A 22,974-nucleotide genomic window follows, 5' to 3' on the forward strand; every position below is an offset into this window, starting at 1 on the left:
AAGGGCTTCCTCGAGAGCACCACCAACCGGGCAGCGGCGAGTACGAGACCAGCACCAGCATCGGCAGCAGCTTGTCGGGCGGGCTCGTCTCGCTGGGGGCCAAGAACGACATCACCCGCGAGGCTCGCACCTCAGCGGCACCCAGGGCGTTAGGGCCCTGATGTCGAAGAAGAAGCTGATGACCTACGAAGAGATGCTGGAGAAGTATCCCGAATGGGTTCTTGAGGATGACCGGCGCCAGCAGGCCAGGAGCAGTCGCTCAACCTTATGGCACGATTCATCGCATGAACTGTCGGATTTGCGGTCGCGAGTTAGGTCGAGACGTGGACCCACTGTCGGTGGATTGCGGCGAGGACTGTTGGGGCTGTATCGGCGAAATCGAAGCGGAGATAGGTTCGGACTCTTCTCTCGCGCAAGTTCGCAAGGAGGCCACCGAAGGGCTAAGACCAAACTGGAAGGACCCGGCTCCATAGCCGCAACAGCCAAGAGTAGAACTTCTATACAGCTCAGCAAGCTCCTGCAAGCCGCTTTTCGTTGAGCAGCAGGATGCTCGCAACTAGGAGCGCTCCTCGATGCAGCTATTCCGGCAGCAATACCTGCCCACTCTTTGCGCATAGATTGTGAGCTCGCCGAGGCTCTTCCCCGGTCCTATCATTGCGGATCGAGAACGTGCAAGCCGTCGGGAAAGACTTGCCGGGCTCGAACTTGGCTCCGCCATGGAGGGTATACGTTTGGCCCTCGTCCAAGACGACGAGGTGGGTTTGGCTGCAAACGGCATGTCCCAGCGATCCCGCTGAGCGCCCGTCGGTGTAGTAGAACGCCACCGGCCGATTTGCGGCGATCCTTACAGAAGTTTTTGGAATGGGGCCCGAGTGCCTGACCTTGATAGCAAGCTTCGCCGATGGCGTGCCACAGCCCGCTTCGCCCACTGCTATTCTGATGCTGTCATGGCGGCTGGCCCCACTCTGCAGCCGGCTCTTGACCTCCGCATAGGGTGTGCCGGCGGGCAGCTCGTACTTTTCCACCGCACACCCACCCAACGATGTGAGGATCGCGTAAAGAACCAGGAATTTTCTCTTCGGCATGGTTTCAATATCGGCGGTGCCCGCGGATTCTTGAGGGTCTCGTACTGGCGCCCATAGTCCTTGAGCGCCCGCCGAAGCCGAAACAAAGTCATGCCCTGGGAAACAACGCGTACTTCCTCCATCTGATCGGACGGCTACAGTCGGGCCACTAGCCGACATTTATGAAAGTAGGAAAAACTGTGATGGCCGAGCGCGTTTATAGCTACTTTGACTATGACGGAGAGGTCGAACTGCCGGAAGAAGGAGTGGCAGATTTCGGAGGCGCCCCGCATTACTTTTGGCTTCGTGAAAGCAGTTCGACGCCGGGACGTGGAATTTTTGACCTCGCGCCCATCGGTGTCACGCTTCTGGCCGATGTTGTAGAGGCGGAGGCAATCTGGCACGCGTGGGACCTGGACTATCACGCAGGGAGAGTCGAATTGGATTGCCATCCGATGCGCTCCGGGGTCAACCTTCATTTCGCCGACCTCATGCGTGACATCTCCACCGCCGCCTCCCTGCTTCGCGAGGATGCGTTTCGCCGCCACCCGGCATTCAGGCGAACCTAAGCGTATTTGGCCCTTGCTAGTCAGTTTGAAGGCAAGCGCTGGCCTGTACCGGGTCTTCACTCAGCCACTTTTGAAGTGAGCTGGCTGGACACCTAGGTTGCGTTACTAGGGACGCGGGTGAATTGCGGCTTTTCGGCGACGTGAACTACCGCTTCGACCATGCAGCACATGCGTTAACGGATTGATGCGCGGCCTGAGGCTGAATTCTGCAACCGGGCGCTGGCCGTGGCGTCGATGGTGACGCCTCGCCTGCGGCTGGCACCACGAAGGCTGCTGTCTCGCGTCAGCCGAGCGAATCGTTTCCTGCCGTCAAGACGCAGGATTGCAGCTCTGGCTCTATCCCTCACACCCCCTGTATCACCGCCATGATGTTCCCCTCCGAATCCTTGAACCAGGCCGCCTTGGCCCCGCCTTCGTTCAGGATCCCGTTGGCATCCTGCCCTGGCATCCCGTAGTCCTCGAACACCACCCCGCGCTTCTTCAGCTCGGCCACTTCGCTCTCGATGTCCGCGACCTGCCAGAAGGCCTGGCTGGCCTGCGAGGTGCCCGCGTTGGGCGTCGGGTACAGAAAGCAGCTGGTGCCGCCGGCGCAGTCGTAGACCACGCCACCGCCGATCTCCATCTTGGGTTGGAACCCCAGTTTCTGTTCGTAGAAGCGGCGCGCGCGCTCGAGGTCCTTCGCGGGGATGTAGGCATACATCGGGGATTTCTGAAGCATGGCTTTTCTCCTGTGGAGCCCAGGCCCCGCATTCTGCGAGCCGAACGGCGCGCCGTTGTAGGAAGGCGGCCCGTGCCGCCCAAAGGCGCCGTGGCGCCGCCCTTACACGAACGATGGCCGCGCGCTGACAGGGCAGGAGGCCCGCGCGTGAGGTGATGTCCCTATGACGTGCCGGCGGTTCCTCCCCCCTTCCTACAACATGATTGGCCGTGCGCTTGCGGCCTTGTCCTACGCAGCCCTCGCCGCCTGTGGTGGAGGCGGCGGAGGCGGGGGCGCGGTGCCGGTGCTCAACTCGACGCCCGCCAGCACCACCGGCGCGCCCGCCGCCCCGCCGCCGGCGACCACGGCCACGCCCAGCGACGGCGCGCAACCCTCGACGCTGGTCGCGTCCGTCCCGCCCGACACCTATGGCGCGGGCTCGGAAGGCCGCCAAGCCTTCGAGCTGCTGAACGCCGAGCGCGGGCGCTGCGGATTCGGCCTGGTGGCGCAGAACGCCCAGCTCGATACGGCCGCGCAGGCCCACGCGGACTGGCAGATCCTGAACACCCAGCTGAGCCACACCGAGGTGGCGGGCACGCCCGGGTTCACCGGCGTCACTCCCCTCGACCGGGTTTCGGCTGCAGGCTATGTGGCCGGCGGCGTGGGCGAAGAGATCTCGAGCCTGTTCTATACGGGCTCGATCGTCGGCACGGGCGTCTTCGGCGTTCGGGCGCTGCTCGCGCTGCCTTATCACCAGCTCGGCATGTTGGGCGGCTATCGCGACGTCGGCATCGCACTGCGCGGCAGCGACCAGCTCGGCACCACCGCCAGCAGGGGCCCGCGCACGGTGCAGCAGTTCAACCTCGGCTTCACGCGCACGGCCGGCCGCCAGGAGCCCGCGAGCGACCAGGTGCTCACCTATCCCTGCGAAGGGACGACCGGTGTCTTCTACGAGATCACCAACGAGACGCCCAACCCGGTGCCCGGCCGCGACCTGCGGGCCAGCCCGCTCGGGCCCGGCGTGGTGGTCGCCGTGCGAAGCGGACAGACGCTCACGATCTCCTCGGCCTCGATGATCACGCTGTCGGGCCGCACACCTGTCGCGCTGCGCCCGCCGCTGACGAAGGCCAGCGACCCGAACGCGGTGCTGGCGTCCCATCAGGCGGTGCTGATTCCCGACGCCTCGCTCACGCCGAACACCAGCTATACGGTGAACGTCGCCGGCACCAACGATGGCGTGCCGTTCGAGAAGACCTTCAACTTCTCCACGGGCGCCGGCGCTGCGCGCTGAAGAAGTTGCGTGCACCGGGCCGTCGCACGCCCAGCCCCCTAGCCCCTTCGCACTATCCCGCATGCCCCGGCTAGGCCGTTAGCCAGATTTGCCGCGCACCGCTCGCGCCGGAAACTAGATGTTTCCTACCGGCGGGATCGCCCGCCATCGACGGAGCGTGGATGACCTGGCGAACTAAAGTGGTTTGGAGCGAGGGGATGCTGCTGCAGCCCCAGCACCTGCAGCAAAGCGAGCGCCATGCCGACCATGCGCGGCACCTGCTGTTGCGGACCACCGCACCCTACGCCTGGGGCTTCGCCGAGCTCGAAATCGACGCTGCCGCGCTCACGCTGGGCAAGCTGGCGCTGGTGCGTGCCGTGGGCGTGTTCGGCGACGGCACGGTGTTCGACATGCCGGCGGTCGACCCGCTGCCCGAGCCCATCGACATCCCTTCCACGATGCGCGACGAGGCGGTGGTGCTGGCCTTGCCGCTGCGCCGCGCTGGCGCGCGCGAGGCCGATGCCGAGGCCTACGAGGACCTGGTGCGCCACCGCGTGCTCGAAACCGAAGTGCCCGACTCCAACACCGCCGGCGAGCGCACCGCCATGCTGCAGCTGGGCGCGCTCAATGCCCGCCTGCTGCGCGCGGGCGACGCCACCGACGCCTGGACCACGCTCAACGTCGCCCGCGTGGTCGAGCGCCGCGCCGACAACCAGGTGCAGCTCGACCGCGCCCTGCTGCCGCCCCTGCTCGACGTGGCCGCCCATCCCGCCATCCGCGGCTGGCTCGACGAGCTGCTGGGGCTGCTGCGCCAGCGCGGCGAGGCGCTGGCCGGGCGCATGACGCAGGGCGGCACCGGCGGCGTGGCCGAGATCGCCGACTTCCTGCTGCTGCAGACCGTCAACCGCAACGAGGCGGTGTTCGCGCATCTCGCGAAGAGCGCGACGCTGCACCCGCAGCGCTTCTTCGAGCAGGCGTTGGCGCTGGCCGGCGACCTCGCGAGCTTTCGCGATGCGCGCCGCGTGGCCCGCTTTCCGCCCTACGTGCACGACGAGCTCGCGACGAGCTTCAAGCCGCTGATGGACGACCTGCGCCGCAGCCTTTCGATGGTGCTGGAGCAGTCGGCCATCCGCATCGAGCTGCACGACCGCAAGCACGGCGTGCGCGTGGCGCTGATCCCCGACGTGGAGCTGCAGCGCAACGCCACCTTCGTGCTCGCGGTCAACGCGCAAATGCCCGGCGAGGCGCTGCGCGCGCGCTTCCCCACGCAGGTCAAGATCGGGCCGGTGGAGCGCATCCGCGACCTGGTCAACCTCGCGCTGCCGGGCGTCACCCTGATGCCGCTGCCGGTGGCGCCGCGGCAGATCCCCTTCCACGCGGGCGCCAACTACTTCGAGCTGGAGACGCGCAACAGCGACCTGTGGCGGCAGCTCGAGCAGTCCGGCGGCATGGCGATGCACATCGCCGGCGACTTCCCCGGACTGGACCTCGCCTTCTGGGCGATTCGATCATGACGACCCCCGACCCCTTCGCGGCCTTCGAGTCGGAACGCACGGTCATCAAGCCCAAGCCGCGTGCACCGGGCGGTGCGGCGCCGGTGCCGCCACCCGCACCCACGGGCAACGTCGAGCCGCTGCCGGTCGAGCTCGGCGAGCTGGGTTTGCTCAATCCGGTGGTGTCGGCCGCGGGCAAGCTGCTGGTGCTGATGGGCCAGCTGCGCAACATGGTCCACGCGCCCAACGTGCCGGCGCTGCGCGCCTCGACTGCAGAAGCCGTCAACCAGTTCGATGCCGCCGTGCGCCGCGCCGGCGTCTCCAACGACTCGGTGATGGCCGCGCGCTACGTGCTCTGCACTTCTCTCGACGAAGCGGTGGCCAACACGCCGTGGGGGGCGCAGGCCGGCTGGAACAAGCAGAGCCTGCTGGTGCAGTTCCACAACGAGACCTGGGGCGGCGAGAAGGTGTTCCAGCTGCTGGCCCGGCTCGCGCAGGACGTGCCCACCCATCGCCCGCTGCTGGAGCTGATCTATTGCGTGCTCGCGCTGGGCTTCGAGGGCCGCTACCGCGTGGTGGAGAACGGCCGCGCCCAACTCGACAGCGTGCGCCAGCGCCTGGCCGAGCTCATCGCCAAGGAACGCCCGCCGGTCGAGCCCGAGCTCTCGCCGCACTGGCGCGGGCAGGGCGCGGGCACGGTGCGGCTGCGCGAGTCGCTGCCGATGTGGGTGTTCGCGGCGGGCTTCGCGCTGCTGCTGGCGCTGGCCTGGTTCGGCTTCCGGCTCGCGCTGAACCAGCGCTCCGACGCCACCTATTCGGCCGTCTCCAGCCTGCGCGTGCCCAACCTGCAGATCGCGCCGCCGGCCATCCTGGCCAAGTCGCCGCGGCTCGCGAAGTTTCTCGAGGCCGAGATCAGGCAAGGCCTGGTCACCGTCACCGACGAAGCCGATCGCAGCACCGTGCGGCTGCGTGGCGACAGCTTCTTCGGCTCCGGCAGCGCCGAGCCGATGGCGCAGACGCTGCCCGTGCTGCACCGCATCGGCCAGGCGCTGGCCGAGGTCAAGGGCGAGGTGCTGATCACCGGCCATTCCGACAACCAGCCGATCCGTTCGATGCGCTATCCGTCGAACTGGCATCTGTCGGCGGCGCGGGCCGATGCGGTGAAGGGCGCGCTCTCCACCCTGGTCGAGCCGGCCCGCATGCGCTCCGACGGCAAGGCGGACGCCGAGCCGGTCGCAGCCAATGACACGCCAGCGAATCGTGCGCGCAACCGCCGCGTCGAGGTCGTGTTGCTCTCCCCACCCGAGCGTGTGGCCGCCGAGCTGTCGGAGGCCAGGCGATGATCAAGAAGCTCTTCGGATGGCTCTTCCATCCCGTGCTGCTGACGCTGCTGGCGCTCCTCGTCGTCGCGCTGCTGGTCTGGTGGATCGGGCCGCTGGTGCGCATCGGCGAGCTGGCCCCGCTGGAGAGCGAGCTCTCGCGCGCCGTGCTGATCGGCGCCGTCGTGCTGCTGGTGCTGCTGCGCGCGGCGTGGCGCCGCTGGCGCGTGCGCAAGGCCAGCCAGCACCTCACCGACGGGCTGACGAAGTCGCAGGCCGCGCCGGCCGCCGCGGGCGACGATGGCGGCGAGCGCAAGGTGCTGGACGCGCGCTTCACCGAAGCCGTCGCCACGCTCAAGAAGATGCGCCTGCATGCCGCCGGCCGCAAGCCGGGCTGGCGCGACTGGCTCTCGCTCTCGGGCGGCAGCTACCTGTACGACCTGCCCTGGTACGTCTTCATCGGCGCGCCGGGGGCGGGCAAGACCACGGCGCTGGTCAACTCCGGCCTGTCCTTCCCGCTGGCCGAGAAGTTCGGCCCCGGCGCGATCCGCGGCATCGGCGGCACGCGCAACTGCGACTGGTGGTTCACCGACGACGCGGTGCTGATCGACACCGCCGGCCGCTACACCACCCAGGACAGCCACCAGGCCGAGGACAAGGGCGCATGGGAGAGCTTCCTCGGCCTGCTGAAGAAGGTGCGCCCGCGGCGCCCGCTCAACGGCGTGTTCCTCACCGTCAGCGTGCAGGACCTGCTGTCGCAGAACGCCGAGGCGCGCAGCACGCTCGCGGCCTCGATCCGCGCGCGCCTGCTGGAGCTCGACGCCAAGCTCGCCACGCGCCTGCCGGTGTATGTGCTGGTCACCAAGAGCGACCTGCTCTACGGCTTCGGTGAATACTTCGCCGACCTCGGCAAGGAGCAGCGCGCGCAGGTCTTCGGCTTCACGCTGCCGGCCGAGGAGGGCGCTGTGGTCGACGAGAAGGGGCTCGCCACCGCCTTCCATCGCGAGTTCGGCCTGCTGCATGCGCGCGTCAACGATGCGCTGATCCAGCGCATGCAGCGCGAGACCGAGGGCACGCGGCGCGCCGCGATCTTCGGATTTCCGGCGCAGTTCGGTTCCATCGAACCATTGCTCGCCGACCTGCTCGACCAGGTCTTCACCGGCTCGCGCTTCAGCCAGCCGCCCTGGGTGCGCGGCGTCTACTTCACCAGCGGCACGCAGGAGGGCAGCCCCATCGACCGCGTGATGGGCGCGCTCTCGCGCAGCTTCGGGCTGGAGCGCGCGATGCTGCCGCCGCAGAAGAGCAGCGGGCGCAGCTACTTCCTCACCTCGCTGCTGCGCGACGTGGTCTTCCCCGAACAGCGCCTGGCCGGCGCCGACGTCAAGCTGGAGCGGCGCCGCCATGGGCTGCGCGTGGCCGGGCTGGCGGCGATGGCGCTGGTCACGCTCGCATTGCTGGCGGGCTGGGGCTGGAGCGGCTGGCGCAACCTCGAGTACCTGAAGGCGGTCGACGCGCGCATCGCACCCGCGCGCCAGCAGTTGGCCGCGCTGCCGGCGCGCGTGTCGAACCTGGTCGAGGTCGCGCCCGTGCTGCAGGGTTTGCGCAACATCTGGAAGGTGCCCGAGAACCGCGAGGGCGACGAGCCCCTGTCGATGACCCTGGGCCTCTACCAGGGCGACAAGCTGGACGCCGCCGCCATGCTGGCGCACCAGCGCGCGCTCAACGAGGTCTTCCTGCCGCAGCTCGCCAAGCGCATCGAGGACCAGCTGCGAACCGCGCAGAAGGACAACCTCGAGTTCAGCTACGAGGCGCTCAAGACCTACCTGATGCTGCACCAGCCCGACCGCTTCGACGCCGAAGCCTTGAAGGCCTGGATCACGCTCGACTGGGCGCGCAACCTCGACCGTGGCATTCCCGAGGACCAGCGCAAGCTGCTCGAGGACCAGCTCGATGTGCTCATCGCCCAGGGCCCGCCGCGCTCGCCGCTCAAGATGGACGAGGCGCTGGTGCGCAACGTGCGCGCCGTGCTCGCCAGCTACCCGCTGGAGCAGCGCGTGTTCAGCCGGCTCAAGCGCCAGCGCCTGGGCAAGGACATCCCGCCCTTCAGCGTCGCCGCGGCTGCCGGCCCCGCCGGCCCGCTGGTCTTCGAGCGTGCCAGCGGCAAGCCGCTCGCGGACGGCGTGCCGGGGATGTTCACCTACGACGGCTACCACAAGCGCTTCCAGAACGAGGTGACCGTGGTCACCGGCCTGCTGGCCAGCGAGGACCCGTGGGTGCTGGGCCAGGAGCGTGGCGCGGCCGACCGGCTGCGCGACGCCGCCGCGCTGGGCGCGCTGACCGATCGCGTGCGCCGGCTTTACCTCGAGGAATACGCGAAGGTGTGGGAGGCCCTGCTGGCCGACGTGCGCCTGGTTCGCGCCACCGGCCTCGAGAAGAACATCGAGAACGCGCGCATCCTCTCGGGCGTCGGCTCGCCGCTCGCGAGCTTCCTGCGCGCGGTCGTCAAGGAGACCACGCTCACGCCGGCCGAGCAGCAGGGCAAGGACGTCGTCGCCAAGGCCAGCGAGACCGTGCGCAACACCCGCAAGGGCCTGGAGGAACTGTTCGGCGGCGACCCCAACAAGCCGGTGGCCGCGGGCAAGCGCATCGAGAGCATCGTGGACGACCGCTTCGAGCCGCTGCGCCGGATGGTCACCGCGCCCACGCCCGGCGGGCCTGCGCCCATCGATGACGCGCTCAAGCTCTTCAACGAGGTCTACGTCTATCTCACCGCAGTGGACACCGCGGTCAAGAGCCGCACTTCGCCGCCGCCCGGCGATGTCGCGGGCAAGCTCAAGTCCGATGCCGGCCGGCTGCCCGAGCCGGTGCGCTCGATGGTCGAGAACCTGAGCCAGTCCGGCGCCACCCAGGCCCGCGTGGCCGAGCGCGGCAGCCTGAGCCTGGACCTGCGGCCGGTCACCGAGTTCTGCCACCGCGCGATTGCCGGGCGCTACCCCTTCGTCAACGGCAGCAAGCGCGATGTGCTGCCCGAGGACTTCGGCCAGATGTTCGGCCCCGGCGGGATGATGGACGAGTTCTTCCAGAAGCGGCTGGCCGCGCTGGTCGACACCAGCACCCGGCCCTGGCGCTACAAGCCGGTGGCGGAGCAGGGCGCGATCACCGCGCAGGCCGTCGCGCAGTTCGAGCGCGCCGCGCGCATCAAGGAGATCTTCTTCCGCGCCGCCGGCCGCACGCCCGCGATGCGGCTGGACTTCAAGCCGGTGGAGATGGATGCCGGCATCACCCAGTTCATCCTCGATGTCGACGGCCAGCTGGTGAAGTACGCGCACGGCCCGGTGGTGCCGATGGCCGTGCAGTGGCCCGGCCCCAAGGGCAGCAACCAGGTGCGGGTGCAGGTCGCCCCGCCCTCGGCCAGCGGTCCCTCGGGCATGGCGGTGGATGGGCCGTGGGCCCTGTTCCGCGTGCTCGACGACGGGCAGCTGGAGGCCGGCGACGCGCCCGAGAAGTTCTTCATCACCTTCCAGGTCGGCGCGCGCAAGACCCGCTTCGAGGTCACGACCAACAGCGTGCAGCATCCGATCCGCCTGCGCGAGTTGCGCGAGTTCGCTTGTCCGGAGGGGCTGTGATTCAGGAGGAAGGCTCTACGGCCGCGCCCGGCTGGTTCGGCAAGCTACCCGGCATGGGCGACTTCGCGCAGCGGCGCATGCCGACCGTGTTTCGCGATGCGTGGGACCGGTGGCTGCAGAACGGCTTCGCCAGGCTGCGCGCGCGGCATCCCGACTGGACCGAGCGCTACCTCAAGGCGCCGCTGTGGTGCTTCGTGTTGGGCGAAGGCGTGATCGGCACCCCCGGCTGGCTCGGCGTGCTGATGCCCTCGGTCGACGGCGTCGGGCGCTACTTCCCGTTGACGCTGGCGGCCGAGCTGGTGTCCTCGCGCACGGCGTTGGAAGGCGAGGTGCTGGCGCGCACGCAACGCTGGTGGACCCTGGCTGCGCAGGCTGCGGTCGAAGGGCTGGAGCAGGACTTCGATGCGCCGCGATTCGATGCGCGTCTTGAAGAGCTGTTCGCCGATTACGGAGCCGAGGTGGCGGCGGGGGAGCGTTCGCCGCTGGCGCTGCCGGAGGTGGGGCACTCGCTGTGGTTCACCGATCCGGGGGGCGAGCATGGGCCGGGCATGACGAGTCAGGGGTTGCCGCAGGATGAGCAGTTCGAGGCGCTGTTCGGGTTTGGGGGGGAAACGAGTGGGCGGCAGGAGGCGGGGTCATGACGGCGGCTGTGTTGGTCCCTTCCCCTCTCCCTCGTTGGGGTGAGGGCGCTTGTTCGGGTGATTTCGTACGTTGTGTTTTTGTTGAGTGCGGAGCCGGGATTTCGCCCCGGCGGGCGAGTCACTTTCTTTGTCTCGCCAAAGAAAGTTACCAAAGAAAGGCGACCCCACTGCGCGCGACCCTCCGCTTCGCTGCGGGCAACCTGCGGTGCTCGCTTCAGGCGGGGTCCGCGCAAACTCGCTTCGCTCAAACACGCGCGGCCCTTTTTCCGCCTGAAGCTGCGCTCCTCGGCGCGCGCAGAGGGGATTGGGGGACGGTCGGGCCATTGCTTCGCTCGGCCACCAACGGCCTCGCTGCGCGAGGCCTGGAACAGATGCATGCGTGTGCGCTCGGACGTGAGCATGAGCACGAGCACGAGCACGAGCACGAGCACGAGCACGAGCACGAGCACGAGCACGAGCACCAGCACCAGCACATGCGTGTGCGTGTGCGTGTGCGTGTGCGTGTGCGCGAGTGTCAGCGCGAGCGAGGACCCGGAGCTCACGCCAACCTGCACCCCACTCAAGGACGCGCCATGGCGCGTTGGAGTTCAAATCCCCTCTGCGCGTGCCGAGGAGCGCAGCTTTTCGCGGATAAAGGGCCGCGCGTGTTTGAGCCGCAGGCGAGTTTGCGCGGACCCCGCGAAAAGCGAGCACCGCAGGTTGCCCGTAGCGAAGCGGAGGGACGCGCGCAGTGGGGTCGCCTTTCTTTGGTTACTTTCTTTGGCGAGACAAAGAAAGTGACTCGCCCGCCGGGGCGAATTCCCGGCTCCTGCCTCGGACCCAGCGCAAGGTCCGAAAGAACCCCGGAAGAGGTTTCCCCATGACCGAGCCGGACCCCAACACGCGGACCTTGCCGTCAACAGGCGCCGACGACCCCACGCAGGTCATCACCGCCCGCCCAAAGCAGGACGATGGCGCGACCGTCATCACCACTGGCAGTCCGACGATCCCGTCCACCCAGGCACCAACCCTCGCACCGACCTCGCGCACGCCACCGAGCAACACCGACCAGCCCGGCCTGCTCCCCATCGGCAGCCACCTCGCAGAGTTCGAGGTCACGCGCGTGGTCGGCCAGGGCGGCTTCGGCGTGGTCTACGAAGCCTGGGACCCGACGCTCGAGCGCGTGGTCGCGATCAAGGAGTACCTGCCCAGCTCGCTGTCCACCCGCCAGGGGGACGGCACCGTTGCACCCCTGTCGGAGCGGCACCGCGAGACCTTCGAGCTCGGCATGCGCAGCTTCATCAACGAGGCGCGCCTGCTGGCGCAGTTCGACCATCCCTCGCTGCTCAAGGTCTACCGCTTCTGGCAGGAGCGCGGCACCGCCTACATGGTGATGCCCTTCTACCGCGGCGACACCCTGCGCCAGGCCCTGCACGCGATGCCGGGCGGCGCCGACGAGGGCTGGCTGCTGCACATCATGGATGGCGTGACGCAGGCGCTGGCGGTGATGCATGCGGCCCACTGCTATCACCGCGACATCGCGCCCGACAACATCCTCCTGCTCGAGGACTCGGGCCGGCCGGTGGTGCTGGACTTCGGCGCTGCGCGGCGGGTGATCACCGACAAGACGCAGGCCATCACCGTCATCCTCAAGCCCGGCTACGCGCCCATCGAGCAGTACGCCGAGATGCCCGACATGACGCAGGGCGCGTGGACCGACGTCTATGCGCTCGCGGCCGTGATGCACGTGGCCGTGAGCGGGCGCGCGCCGCCGCCCTCGGTGGCCCGGCTGCTGGCCGACAGCTACGTGCCGCTGTCTGGCAACGAGGCGCTGCGCCAACGCTACGGATCCCGCCTGCTCGCCGCCATCGATGCCGGCCTGGGCGTGCGTCCGGAGTCGCGGCCGCAGTCCATGGCGGCGCTGCGCGAGGCGCTGGGGCTCGATGGCAGTGCGACGCTGATCCGGCCGCCAGCCGGTCCATCGCCCTCGTCGGGGCGCGCGCGGATGCCGCCGCCTCCTGCGCCCGCGGCACCCCCCAAGGGCAAGGGCGCGGCCCTCGGCGGCGTGGCCGCGGTGGTCGTGCTGGCTGCAGCCGGCGGCTGGTGGTGGTGGCAAGGCCGCGCTGTCGGCATCGACGACGGCAAGCCGCCGATCGTCGCCGCGCCATCGCCTCCCGCCGACGTTGCCCAGGCGCCCGCACCGCCGCCGCCGGCACCGCCGCCGCCATCCGCCCAGCCGCGCACGCCGGCCGAGTCGCTGCTGTCGCTGGCCGAGGGCGCCGCGCCCGGCTTCGAAGTGACGGCTAGCGCGCGCAAGAGCGAGGTCACGATCGGCAAGGACAAGCTGGGCTTCGAGCTGCGCAGCAAGCGCGAGGGCTACGTCTACGTCTACCTGCTGTCCAGCGGCGGCGAGCTGTTCCTGCTGTTCCCCAACCTGCTCGACAAGCACAACAAGATCGGCGCCGGCCAGAGCTTCGCGCTGCCGCGCGCCTCCTGGCCGATGAACGCGGGCGGGCCGGCCGGCGTCAACCAGTTCGCGGTGCTGGTCAGCGCGCAGGAGCGCGACTTCAGCGGCTCGGGCATCCAGAGCGAGGGCGTGTTTCCGCAATTCCCGCTGCCGGTACTGGCGGCGCTCGAGGCCACGCGCGGCAGCGGGCCGCCGCCGCTGCTGGGCAAGCCGGTGTGTGCGCCCGGCACGCCGTGCAACGACGCCTATGGCACGGCCTTTTTCAAGATCACGGAGAAGTAATCGTCTTCAAGGCGACGGGCCGTCGCGCCCCATCCTTCAGAGACCAGGAGATCCGCATGAGCAGCACCCAGCCTCTTTGCCCGAAGCCTCTCGCACCCATGCGCCTGGCGCTCGCCGCGGCCGCGTCGGCCCTCTTCGCGGGCTGCGCCACGATGCCGGCGCCCAATGCCGCATCGACGGCCTCGACCGCATCGACCGCGCCGAGCGCGCCTACTTCACCGGCGGTGGCCGCGCCGGCATCGGCGCTCGCGCCCGCCGCGCCGGAACCGGTGGCCTCGCGCCCGTCCAGCGCCAATGCCAGCGTGGCCGGCCAGGCGCGCAGCTTCTCGACCCAGCTCGCGACCTATACCGCCGTGACCTACGAGACCCTGCCCGGCTGGGGCCGCGACGACTTCGCCGAGACCTGGCCCGCCTTCCTCGGCAGCTGCAAGGTGCTGACCGGCCGCGGTGCCGAGTGGCGGCAGATCTGCCAGCGCGCGCTCGTGGTGGACGCGAAGAGCAACCCGGCCATCCGCAGCTTCTTCGAGCGCGAGTTCTCGGCCTACCAGATCCGCGACGACGACCGCAGGCCCGACGGCGTGGTCACCGGCTACTTCGAGCCCGAGATCGCCGGCAGCCGCAACTACGCGCCGCCCCACATCTACCCGGTCTACGGTCAGCCCGAGGACATGCTGTTCGCCGACGCGCGCAAGCTGCCGCCCGGCACCGGCACGGTGGCCGCGCGCGTGCAGGGCCGCAACGTGGTGGTGCAGCAGGGGCTGTCGACGCGCGACATTGGCGCGCCGGGCCTCTATGCGCTGGACCTTTCGGGCATCACGCGCGACACGCTGGACCGCAAGGTGCGCCTGCGCATCGAGGGCCGCCGCCTGCTGCCCTACTACACCCGCGAAGAGATCGAGACCAAGGGCGCGCCCAACGCCCGCGTGCTGGCCTTCGTGAGCAGCGCCACCGCGCTCTATGAAATGCAGATCCAGGGCTCGGGCCGCATCCGCCTGCCCAGCGGCGAAATCGTCCGCGTCGCGTACGCCGAGCAGAACGGCCAGCCCTTCCGGCCCACGCTCGCGCAGTCGAGATCGGGCAAGACGCTCAGCCGGGTGAAGACGCGCGGCCTGTCGCTCGAGCTCGAGCTGGACGACGGCGACGACGAGGTGGCGGACACCCCGGCCATCCGCACCCGCGGCTTCACCCTGGCGCTGCCGGCGGCCAGCGGCGCGGTGGTGGTGCCGGGGCGGCGCGCCGCCGGCCCGGTGATCGGCTCGGGCATCAAGGACCCGAGCTACGTCTTCTTCAAGGAAGCCGACAGCGGCGCCGGCGGGCCGGTCGGCGCCTTCGGCGTGCCGCTGTCGGCCGGGCGCTCGATCGCCGTCGATCCGCGCAGCACGCCGCTGGGCTTTCCCGTCTTCGTCTCCACGCGGGCGCCGGACAGCGGCGCACCGATGCAGCGGCTCACCATTGCGCAGGACACCGGCGGCGCGATCCGCGGCGCGGTGCGGGCCGACTACTTCTTCGGCAACGGCCAGCACGCCGCCAACCAGGCGCGGCGCATGAAGGAGCGGGGGCAGCTCTGGATCCTGCTGCCGCGCGGGCTTGCAGTGGCGGCGGCGGCGAGTTCGTCGATTCGCACGCGCGGCGCGGCGGTGGGCGCGGACCTGCCGCAATGCCTGGTGCAGCAAGAGGACGCCTGCGTCGATGACTGAATCGGTGGAGGCGCCATGAGTGCTGCTGTCTCGCTGCCACTCCCTCTCCCTCTCCCTCCCCCTCCGGGGGAGGGTTGGGGTGGGGGCACCGGGCCTTTGATGGGGACGTTGCGCTTGATCAAGGGCTGGAGCCGGGGCGAAATCCCGGCCCCCGCACTCAACACAACAGCAACGTACCGAAAAGTCCCCTTGCTGTTTCCCCACGTTCGAAGTTCCTGAGGAGAAAGCCATGGGTTGGACAATGGATGGAGCAGTGGACCCCGACGAGGCCCTGCGCCTGCTCGACCTCGTGCCCCGCGAAGACGGCGACGATTTCTGGATGCTGGTCGAGGCCAAGGGCAAGCCGATCGAAGGCGAGGCGAAGCGCGAGTTCGAAGACGGCAAGCCGCGCCTGGAGGTGGCCGGCTTCCGCTACCAGATGGACGTGCTCTCGCCGCCGGGCTCCACCAAGGGCCAGCTGCGCGCGGCCGCCATCTTCGTGGTGCGCGACTGCGACGCCGCCAGCGCCTCGCTTGCCAGCCTGCTGCGCGACCAGGTGAGCGACCTGAAGGTGGTGCTCTCCGTCTTCCATGCCGGCGGCGACACCGCCAGGGACATGCAGGCGCAGCTCGAGATCGAGCTCGGCCAGGCACGGCTGCTGAACCACACCATCCTGACCGGCCCCGGTCCCAAGCGGCCGCGCGAGATCCTCCAGATCGAGTACCGCGACCTCGAGATCCGCACCGCGCCGCAAGGCGGCAGCGGCCTGCGCGGCGCGGTGCGCACCTGCAGCTTCAAGAAGTGAAGAAAGAAAGAGCGAGGGCCACAAGCATGACCACCACCAATGCCGCCGAGTACCTGCAAGCCGCCGATGCCGCCGGCGCGCTCAAGGCCCTGACCGAGGAGGTGCGCGCCAGGCCGGCCGACAGCAAGCTGCGCGTCTTCCTCGCACAGCTGCTGTGCGTGCTGGGGCAGTGGGAACGCGCGCTCAACCAGCTCGGCGTCGCGGCCGAGCTCGATGCGCTGGCCGTGCCGATGAAGCAGGTCTACGGCGAGGCGATCCGCTGCGAGGGCCTGCGCGCGGAGGTCTTCGCCGGCACCCGCACGCCCATGGTGTTCGGCCAGCCCGACGAATGGCTGGCGCTGCTGATCGAGTCCTTGCTGCGCCGCGGGCGCGGCGAAGCCGAGCTGGCCGAGGACCTGCGCCGGCGCGCCTTCGATGCCGCGCCCGCCACCGCCGGCACGCTCGACGGCCAGCGATTCGAGTGGCTGGCCGATGCCGACATGCGCCTGGGCCCGGTGCTCGAGGCCTTCGTCAACGGCCGCTATTACTGGATTCCCTTCGCGCGCCTGGCGCAGGTCAGGTTCGAGGCGCCGGAGGACCTGCGCGACTGCGTCTGGCTGCCCGCGCACCTGCAGTTCGAGAACGGCGGCGAGAGCCTCGCGCTGGTGCCGGTGCGCTACGAGGGCAGCGAGAAGAGCGCCGACGGCGCGCTGCAGCTCGCACGCAAGACCGAGTGGCGCGACCTTGGCGCCGAAGCCTGGGCCGGGCTCGGGCAGCGCATGCTCGGCAGCGATGCCGGCGAGCATGCCTTGCTCGATGTGCGCGAGATCGTCTTCGAGCCGCAGCAGGAAGCGCCAGAAGAGGAACAAAAGGGCGCCGCGAATGCCTGAGCTCACCGCCCAGGAGCGCCTGCAGCCCTCGCTGCTCGACCGCCTCGTGGACCATGCGCCCGGCGAGCAGCGCGAGAGCGACGACAAGCGCACGCTGACGCGGCAGGCACTGCGCCAGGCCGTGCTGCGCGACCTGGGCTGGCTCTTCAATGCCACCGGCCACGGTCTCGCGTACGACGACAAGCGCTACCCGCACGCGGCACGCTCGGTGCTCAACTACGGATTGCCTATGCTGTCCGGCCAGTTCACTTCATCGGTGCAGCGTGTCAGCATGGAACAGGCTCTGAAGAACGCCATCCTGCAGTTCGAGCCCCGCATCCTGGCTCGCACACTCGAAGTTGAACTCGTCATGGAAGGCTCGGCACTCGACTCCCACAACCGGATCGGCCTGCAGGTACGCGGGATGCTCTGGGCCCAGCCCGTGCCGCTGGAGTTCCTGATGCGCAGCCGGATCGACCTTGAAGAAGGACGCATCGAGATCCAGGATCTGTCCAACCCGGGGCCGCAGCGCTAAGAAAATGGATCCGCGCCTCTTGTCGCTGTACGAGCAGGAGCTGCGCTATTTCCGCGAGAGCTCGGCCGAGTTCGCGCGGGCCTTTCCGAAGATCGCCAACCGCCTTGGCATCGAGGGCCAGGAAGTCGCCGATCCGTATGTCGAACGGCTGATCGAGGCCACCGCCTTCCTGTCGGCGCGCGTGGCCCTCAAGCTCGATGCCGAGTACCCGCGCTTCACCGGGCACCTGCTGGACATCGTCTATCCGAACTTCATGGCGCCGACGCCGTCGATGGCGGTGGTCTCCATGGCCATCGATCCCGACGACGCCGGCCTCGCCACCGGCCCCACGCTGCCGCGCGGCAGCGGCCTGCGCGCGCGTGCGGCGGTGGGGCAGAACACGCACTGCGAGTTCCGCACCTCGCGCGCGCTGCGGCTCTGGCCCGTGGAGGTGCGGCGCGTGCAGTACTTCAGCTACGCGCCGGACCTGCCGCTGGCCCAGCATCCGCAATCGCGCGAGATCCGCGGCGGCCTGCGCATCGCGCTCGCTGCCACCGCCGGCCTGCGCTTCGACCAGATTCCGATGGACGAGCTCGTGCTGCATTTCGGCGGCGCCGACGACGTGGCCTGGCAGCTGCACGAATGCATGCTCGGCAAGCCGCTGGGCGTGCTGGTGCAGCCGCTGGCCGCGGGCGGCAGCGCTTCCGGTGCGGCTGGCAGCGCGGTGCGATCGCTGCCCGCGAGCGCGCTGCAGCCCATCGGCTTCGAGGACGACGAGGCGCTGCTGCCCGTCACCGCCACCGGCTTCTCCGGCCATCGGCTGGTGCAGGAATACTTTGCCTTCCCGCAGCGCTTCCAGTTCGCGCGCATCGCGGGGCTGCAGCCGCTGCTGTCGTCTATGGCGGTGACCGAGATCGAAGTCGTGGTGCTTTTCTCGCGCGGCGATGCGGCATTGGAGAAGCTGGTCGGCGTCGACAACGTGCAGCTGCACTGCGTGCCCGCCATCAACCTCTTCGGCAAGCGGCTGGACCGGGTGCCGGTCAGCGAAGGCGTGAGCCAGTTCCACCTGGTGCCGGACCGCACGCGGCCGCAGGACTTCGAGCTGCACACCGTCACCGAGGTGGTGGGCCACGGCGCGCCCGGCAGCGCGGGTGCGCCGCCGGAGCAGGTCTTCCTGCCCTTCTACGCGGCCTTCCACGGCAGCCGCCACAGCCACCCGGCCTACTTCACCACCACGCGCGAGCCGCGCATGATGTCGACGCGCCAGCGCACGGAAGGGCATCGCAGCAGCCACATCGGCTCCGAGCTCTACATGCAGATCGTCGATCCGCAGCAGGCCCCTTATGCCGGCTCGCTGCGGCAACTGGCCGTCAGCGCCCTGGTCACCAACCGCGACCTGCCGCTCCTGATGCCGGCTGGCCGCGACAACGACTTCGACTGCGTCGACGCCTTTCCGGCACAGCGCGTGCGCATGGTGCGCGGGCCCTCGCGGCCGGTCTCGCCGGTGGTGGGCCAGGGGCTGGGCTGGCGCGTGATCGATCACCTCGCGCTCAACTATCTGTCGCTGGCCGACAGCAGCGCACAGGAAGGCGCCGCCGCGCTGCGCGAGATGCTGATGCTCTATGCGACGCATGCCGACGAGGTTCGGCAGAGCCAGGTGCGCGGCCTGCTCTCGGTACGCGCGAAGCCGGTGGCGCGCCGCCTGCCGCTGGCCGGGCCGATCGCCTTCGGCCGCGGGCTCGAAGTCACGCTGGACGTCGACCGCAATGCATTCCATGGCCACAGCGCCTTCCTCTTCGGCGCGGTGCTGGCGCGCTACCTGGCGCGGCACGTGGAGGTCAATCATTTCGTCGAGACCGTGCTGACGAGCGCGGGCCGGGGCGAGATCATGCGCTGGAGGCCGCTGTGCGGGGCACGCCCGATCCTTTGACGTTCGACGCCGCGCGCGGCGGCGAGACCGTGGCCCAGCGCCTGCAGGCCTGCGCGGATCAGCCCTGGGCCTACGACTACTTCGCGCTCATGCGCCGGCTCGAAAGCCTGGCCGTTACTGCGCCGCGCTGGGGCCGCGCGCTGCTGCCGGGGGCGGAGCCGGTGCGGGTCGGGCAGGAGCCATCGCTTTCCTTCGCGCCCGCGAGCTTCAGCCGCTTCGAGGCTGCAACCGCTCATTCGCCGCCGCGGCTGCGCCAACATTTCTTCGGCTACCTCGGGCCCAACGGGCCGCTGCCGGTGCATCTGAGCGACTTCATCCGCGAGCGGGTGCTCAACCACGGCGATCCGACCTGGCTCGCCTTCCTCGACACCTTCTCGCACCGCTTCGCGCTCTTCTTCTATCGCGCCTGGGCACAGGCCCGGCCGGCGGTCGGGCTGGACCGTCCGCAGGAAGACGGCTTTCGCCGCCGGGTCGGCGCGCTGGTCGGCATCGGGACCGCGGCGCGGCAGGAGCGCGACGAGATCCACGACGACGCGCGCCTGCATTTCGCGGGCCGTCTGGTGCGCCGCGTGCACAACGCCGAAGGCGTGGAGGCGGTGCTCGCCAGCTACTTCGGCGTGCCGGTCCGGCTGGAACGCTGGGTCGGCCACTGGATGGCCCTGCCTGCGCAGGAGCTCACCCGCCTTGGCCGCGGCGAGGCCGCCTGTTCGCTGGGCATGGGTGCGATGCTGGGTCGGCGCGCCTGGGACCGCCAGCACCGCGTGCGCCTGCACATCGGGCCGCTCACGCTGGAGCGCTACCGCGATTTCCTGCCCATCGGCTCGGGGCGGCCGGTGCTGCAGCGCTGGATGCAGCAGCTGCTGGGCGGCGAGCTGTACTGGGATGCCGAGCTGATCCTCGAGAAAGAGGGAGTGCCGCCCACGCGGCTGGGTGCGCACACGGGCAACGCGCCGCGCCTGGGTTGGGTGTCGTGGCTGGGCGCACGCGGTCGGGCGCGCGACGCGGCCGACGTGCGCATCGACGGCGACGCGCCGCTGCTGCTGCGCGCCGCGCTTGAATGAACAACCGGGCCGTTCGTCCTGAGGATGGAGAAGCACCATGAGTGAAATCAGCCGCACCGCCTTGTTCGGCAAGCTCAATGCGCTTGCGTACAAGGCGATAGAAGGCGCCACCGTGTTCTGCAAGATGCGGGGCAATCCGTATGTGGAACTCGAGCACTGGTTCACGCAGCTGCTGCAGCAGCAGGACTCCGACCTGCACCGCGTGGTCCAGCACTACGGGCTGGATATTTCAGTGATCGCCAAGGACATGACGGCCGCGCTCGACCGCCTGCCGCGCGGCGCCACCGCCATCAGCGACTTCTCGCCGCACATCGAGAACGCCATCGAGCGTGCCTGGACCTATGCCACGCTGCAGTTCGGCGAGGCGCAGGTGCGCACCGGCTACCTGCTGGTGGGCATGCTCAAGACGCCCAGCCTGCGCAACCCCTTGCTGGGCCTGTCGAGGCAGTTCGACAAGGTCAAGGTCGAGGACCTGGCCGACAACTTCGCGAAGATCTGCGACCCCTCGCCCGAATCGAAGATGCGCGCGCAGGACGGCACCGGCATCGGCAGCGGTGCCCCCGGCGAGGACACCGGCGCGATCGCCCCGGCCGCCATGGGCAAGGGCGATGCGCTCAAGAAGTTTGCTGTCGACCTCACCGAGAAGGCGAGGAAAGGGGAGATGGATCCGGTGACCGGGCGGGACGAGGAAATCCGCCAGATCGTCGACATCCTGATGCGGCGCCGCCAGAACAACCCGCTGCTCACCGGCGAAGCGGGCGTCGGCAAGACCGCGGTGGTGGAAGGCTTTGCCCAGCGGCTCGCGCGTGGCGACGTGCCGCCGCAGCTCAGGGAGGTGAAGCTGCTCACGCTGGACATCGGCCTGCTGCAGGCCGGTGCCAGCATGAAGGGCGAGTTCGAGCAGCGCCTGCGGCAGGTGATCGACGAAGTGCAGGCCTCGCCGACGCCCATCATCCTGTTCATCGACGAGATCCACACGCTGGTGGGCGCGGGCGGCGCGGCCGGCACCGGCGACGCGGCCAACCTGCTGAAGCCCGCGCTGGCGCGCGGCAACCTGCGCACCATCGGCGCCACCACCTGGGCCGAGTACAAGAAGTACATCGAGAAGGACCCGGCGCTGACGCGGCGCTTCCAGGTGGTGCAGGTGCCCGAGCCCGACGAGGCCAAGGCCATCCTGATGCTGCGAGGCGTGGCCAGCGTGCTCGAGAAGCACCACCGCGTGCAGCTGCTGGACGAGGCCATCGAGGCGGCGGTGAAGCTGTCGCACCGCTACATCCCCGCGCGGCAGTTGCCGGACAAGGCGGTGAGCCTGCTCGACACTGCCTGCGCGCGCGTCGCCGTCTCGCAGCATGCGACCCCGCCGGAAGTGGAGGACTGCCAGCGGCGCATCGAGGCGCTGACGGTGGAGCAGGAGATCATCGGGCGCGAGGAGGCGATCGGCATCGACGTCGGCAAGCGTTCGGCGCAGGTGCAGTCGCTGCTGGCGGAAGCGAAGGCGCAGCTCGAGACGCTCGATGCGCGCTGGAAGGAAGAGAAGGGGCTGGTCGATCGCTTGCTCGAACTGCGCGGCAAGCTGCGCGAGGGCAACAAGCCGATTGATGCGGCGGCGGCCGAGGGCGCCGCCCCGGATCGGACCGCATTGCTGGCCGAGCTGCACGAGCTGCAGACCATCATCAGCAGTGTGCAGGGCGAATCCCCGCTGATCCTGCCCTCCGTCGATTCGCAGGCCGTGTCGTCGGTCGTCGCCGACTGGACCGGCATCCCCGTCGGCCGCATGCAGCGCAACGAGATCGAGACCGTGCTCAAGCTGCCCGCGCTGCTGGGCCAGCGCGTGATCGGCCAGGACCACGCGATGGAGATGATCGCCAAGCGCATCCAGACCGCACGCGCCGGCCTGGACAACCCGGGCAAGCCGATCGGCGTCTTCATGCTGGCCGGCACCTCCGGCGTGGGCAAGACCGAGACCGCGATCGCGCTGGCCGAGGCCCTGTACGGCGGCGAGCAGAACATGATCGTCATCAACATGAGCGAGTACCAGGAGGCGCACACCGTCAGCTCGCTCAAGGGTGCGCCGCCCGGCTACGTGGGCTACGGCGAGGGAGGGGTGCTCACCGAAGCCGTGCGCCGCCGGCCCTACAGCGTGGTGCTGCTCGACGAGGTCGAGAAGGCGCATCCCGACGTGCACGAGCTGTTCTTCCAGGTCTTCGACAAGGGCTTCATGGAAGACGGCGAGGGCCGCAGCATCGACTTCAAGAACACGCTGATCCTGCTGACCACCAATGCCGGCACGGACCTGATCGCCAGCCTGTGCAAGGACCCGGAGCTGATGCCCGGCCCCGAGGGCATGGCCAAGGCCCTGCGCGAGCCCCTGTTGAAGATCTTCCCGCCCGCGCTGCTGGGGCGGCTGGTGACCATCCCCTACTACCCGCTGTCGGACGAGATGCTCGGGAAGATCGTCGAGCTGCAGCTCAAGCGCATCAAGAAGCGTGTGGAGGCGCGCTACCAGATCCCCTTCGAGTACGGCGACGACGTGGTGAAGCTGGTCGTCGGCCGCTGCACCGAGAGCGAATCGGGCGGCCGGATGATCGACGCGATCCTCACCAACACGATGCTGCCCGACATCAGCCGCGAGTTCCTGAACCGGATGATGGAAGGCAGGCCGATCGAGCGGGTGCAGGTGCGCGTGGCCGAGGGGCAGTTCGCCTACGGGTTCTGAATGCCAGGAAGAGATGG

The 22,974-nt window shown here is 69.3% G+C and carries 15 protein-coding genes; 14 read left to right on the forward strand and 1 reads right to left on the reverse strand.

Annotated elements, in window-relative coordinates; all coding sequences use genetic code 11:
• Positions 1-1,267: 1,267 nt before the first annotated feature.
• Positions 1,268-1,633: a hypothetical protein gene (locus tag ACMGEZ_RS24080; protein ID WP_436824806.1), complete on the forward strand. Its 366-nt coding sequence runs from the start codon at positions 1,268-1,270 to the stop codon at positions 1,631-1,633.
• Positions 1,634-1,976: 343 nt separating this feature from the next.
• Here ACMGEZ_RS24080 and ACMGEZ_RS24085 read toward each other — a convergent pair whose 3' ends face one another.
• The gene (locus tag ACMGEZ_RS24085) at positions 1,977-2,351 is read right to left on the reverse strand and encodes a VOC family protein (protein WP_436824807.1); all 375 of its coding nucleotides are present in this window, start codon (positions 2,349-2,351) and stop codon (positions 1,977-1,979) included.
• A gap of 223 nt (positions 2,352-2,574) precedes the next feature.
• On the opposite strand from ACMGEZ_RS24085, the gene ACMGEZ_RS24090 reads away from it, so the two are divergent.
• From ACMGEZ_RS24090 to tssH, 13 genes are all read left to right on the forward strand, one after another.
• The gene (locus ACMGEZ_RS24090) at positions 2,575-3,621 is read left to right on the forward strand and encodes a CAP domain-containing protein (RefSeq protein ID WP_436824808.1); all 1,047 of its coding nucleotides are present in this window, start codon (positions 2,575-2,577) and stop codon (positions 3,619-3,621) included.
• A gap of 161 nt (positions 3,622-3,782) precedes the next feature.
• Positions 3,783-5,114, forward strand: coding sequence for a type VI secretion system baseplate subunit TssK (tssK, locus tag ACMGEZ_RS24095; protein ID WP_436824809.1), 1,332 nt, complete (start codon positions 3,783-3,785; stop codon positions 5,112-5,114).
• Entirely contained in the window at positions 5,111-6,436 is a 1,326-nt protein-coding gene (locus ACMGEZ_RS24100; protein ID WP_436824810.1) for a DotU family type VI secretion system protein, read from the forward strand. Before tssK ends, ACMGEZ_RS24100 begins: the two co-directional genes overlap by 4 nt.
• Positions 6,433-10,038, forward strand: a complete 3,606-nt coding sequence (tssM, locus tag ACMGEZ_RS24105) for a type VI secretion system membrane subunit TssM (protein WP_436824811.1) — start codon at positions 6,433-6,435, stop codon at positions 10,036-10,038. Before ACMGEZ_RS24100 ends, tssM begins: the two co-directional genes overlap by 4 nt.
• Positions 10,035-10,679, forward strand: coding sequence for a type VI secretion system-associated protein TagF (gene tagF / locus ACMGEZ_RS24110; RefSeq protein ID WP_436824812.1), 645 nt, complete (start codon positions 10,035-10,037; stop codon positions 10,677-10,679). Before tssM ends, tagF begins: the two co-directional genes overlap by 4 nt.
• Positions 10,680-11,538: 859 nt before the next feature.
• Positions 11,539-13,407 (forward strand): protein kinase domain-containing protein, encoded by a 1,869-nt coding sequence (locus tag ACMGEZ_RS24115; protein ID WP_436824813.1) that lies wholly within the window; start codon positions 11,539-11,541, stop codon positions 13,405-13,407.
• 56 nt (positions 13,408-13,463) lie between these two features.
• Positions 13,464-15,104 (forward strand): murein transglycosylase A, encoded by a 1,641-nt coding sequence (gene mltA / locus ACMGEZ_RS24120; RefSeq protein WP_436824814.1) that lies wholly within the window; start codon positions 13,464-13,466, stop codon positions 15,102-15,104.
• 229 nt (positions 15,105-15,333) lie between these two features.
• Entirely contained in the window at positions 15,334-15,888 is a 555-nt protein-coding gene (locus ACMGEZ_RS24125; RefSeq protein WP_436824815.1) for a hypothetical protein, read from the forward strand.
• A gap of 26 nt (positions 15,889-15,914) precedes the next feature.
• Positions 15,915-16,757 carry a type VI secretion system accessory protein TagJ gene (locus ACMGEZ_RS24130; protein WP_436824816.1) on the forward strand — a complete coding sequence of 281 codons (843 nt, stop codon included), beginning with the start codon at positions 15,915-15,917 and terminating at the stop codon, positions 16,755-16,757.
• Entirely contained in the window at positions 16,750-17,271 is a 522-nt protein-coding gene (gene tssE, locus ACMGEZ_RS24135; RefSeq protein WP_436824817.1) for a type VI secretion system baseplate subunit TssE, read from the forward strand. Before ACMGEZ_RS24130 ends, tssE begins: the two co-directional genes overlap by 8 nt.
• A gap of 4 nt (positions 17,272-17,275) precedes the next feature.
• Positions 17,276-19,180 (forward strand): type VI secretion system baseplate subunit TssF, encoded by a 1,905-nt coding sequence (gene tssF, locus ACMGEZ_RS24140; protein WP_436824818.1) that lies wholly within the window; start codon positions 17,276-17,278, stop codon positions 19,178-19,180.
• Positions 19,177-20,241: a type VI secretion system baseplate subunit TssG gene (gene tssG / locus ACMGEZ_RS24145; RefSeq protein WP_436824819.1), complete on the forward strand. Its 1,065-nt coding sequence runs from the start codon at positions 19,177-19,179 to the stop codon at positions 20,239-20,241. Before tssF ends, tssG begins: the two co-directional genes overlap by 4 nt.
• A gap of 37 nt (positions 20,242-20,278) precedes the next feature.
• Positions 20,279-22,957, forward strand: a complete 2,679-nt coding sequence (gene tssH / locus ACMGEZ_RS24150; protein WP_436824820.1) for a type VI secretion system ATPase TssH — start codon at positions 20,279-20,281, stop codon at positions 22,955-22,957.
• Positions 22,958-22,974 lie beyond the last annotated feature (17 nt).

Origin of the sequence: Variovorax stachyos (genome assembly GCF_051400855.1) — a bacterium.
In the GTDB taxonomy this organism is placed as follows: domain Bacteria; phylum Pseudomonadota; class Gammaproteobacteria; order Burkholderiales; family Burkholderiaceae_C; genus Variovorax.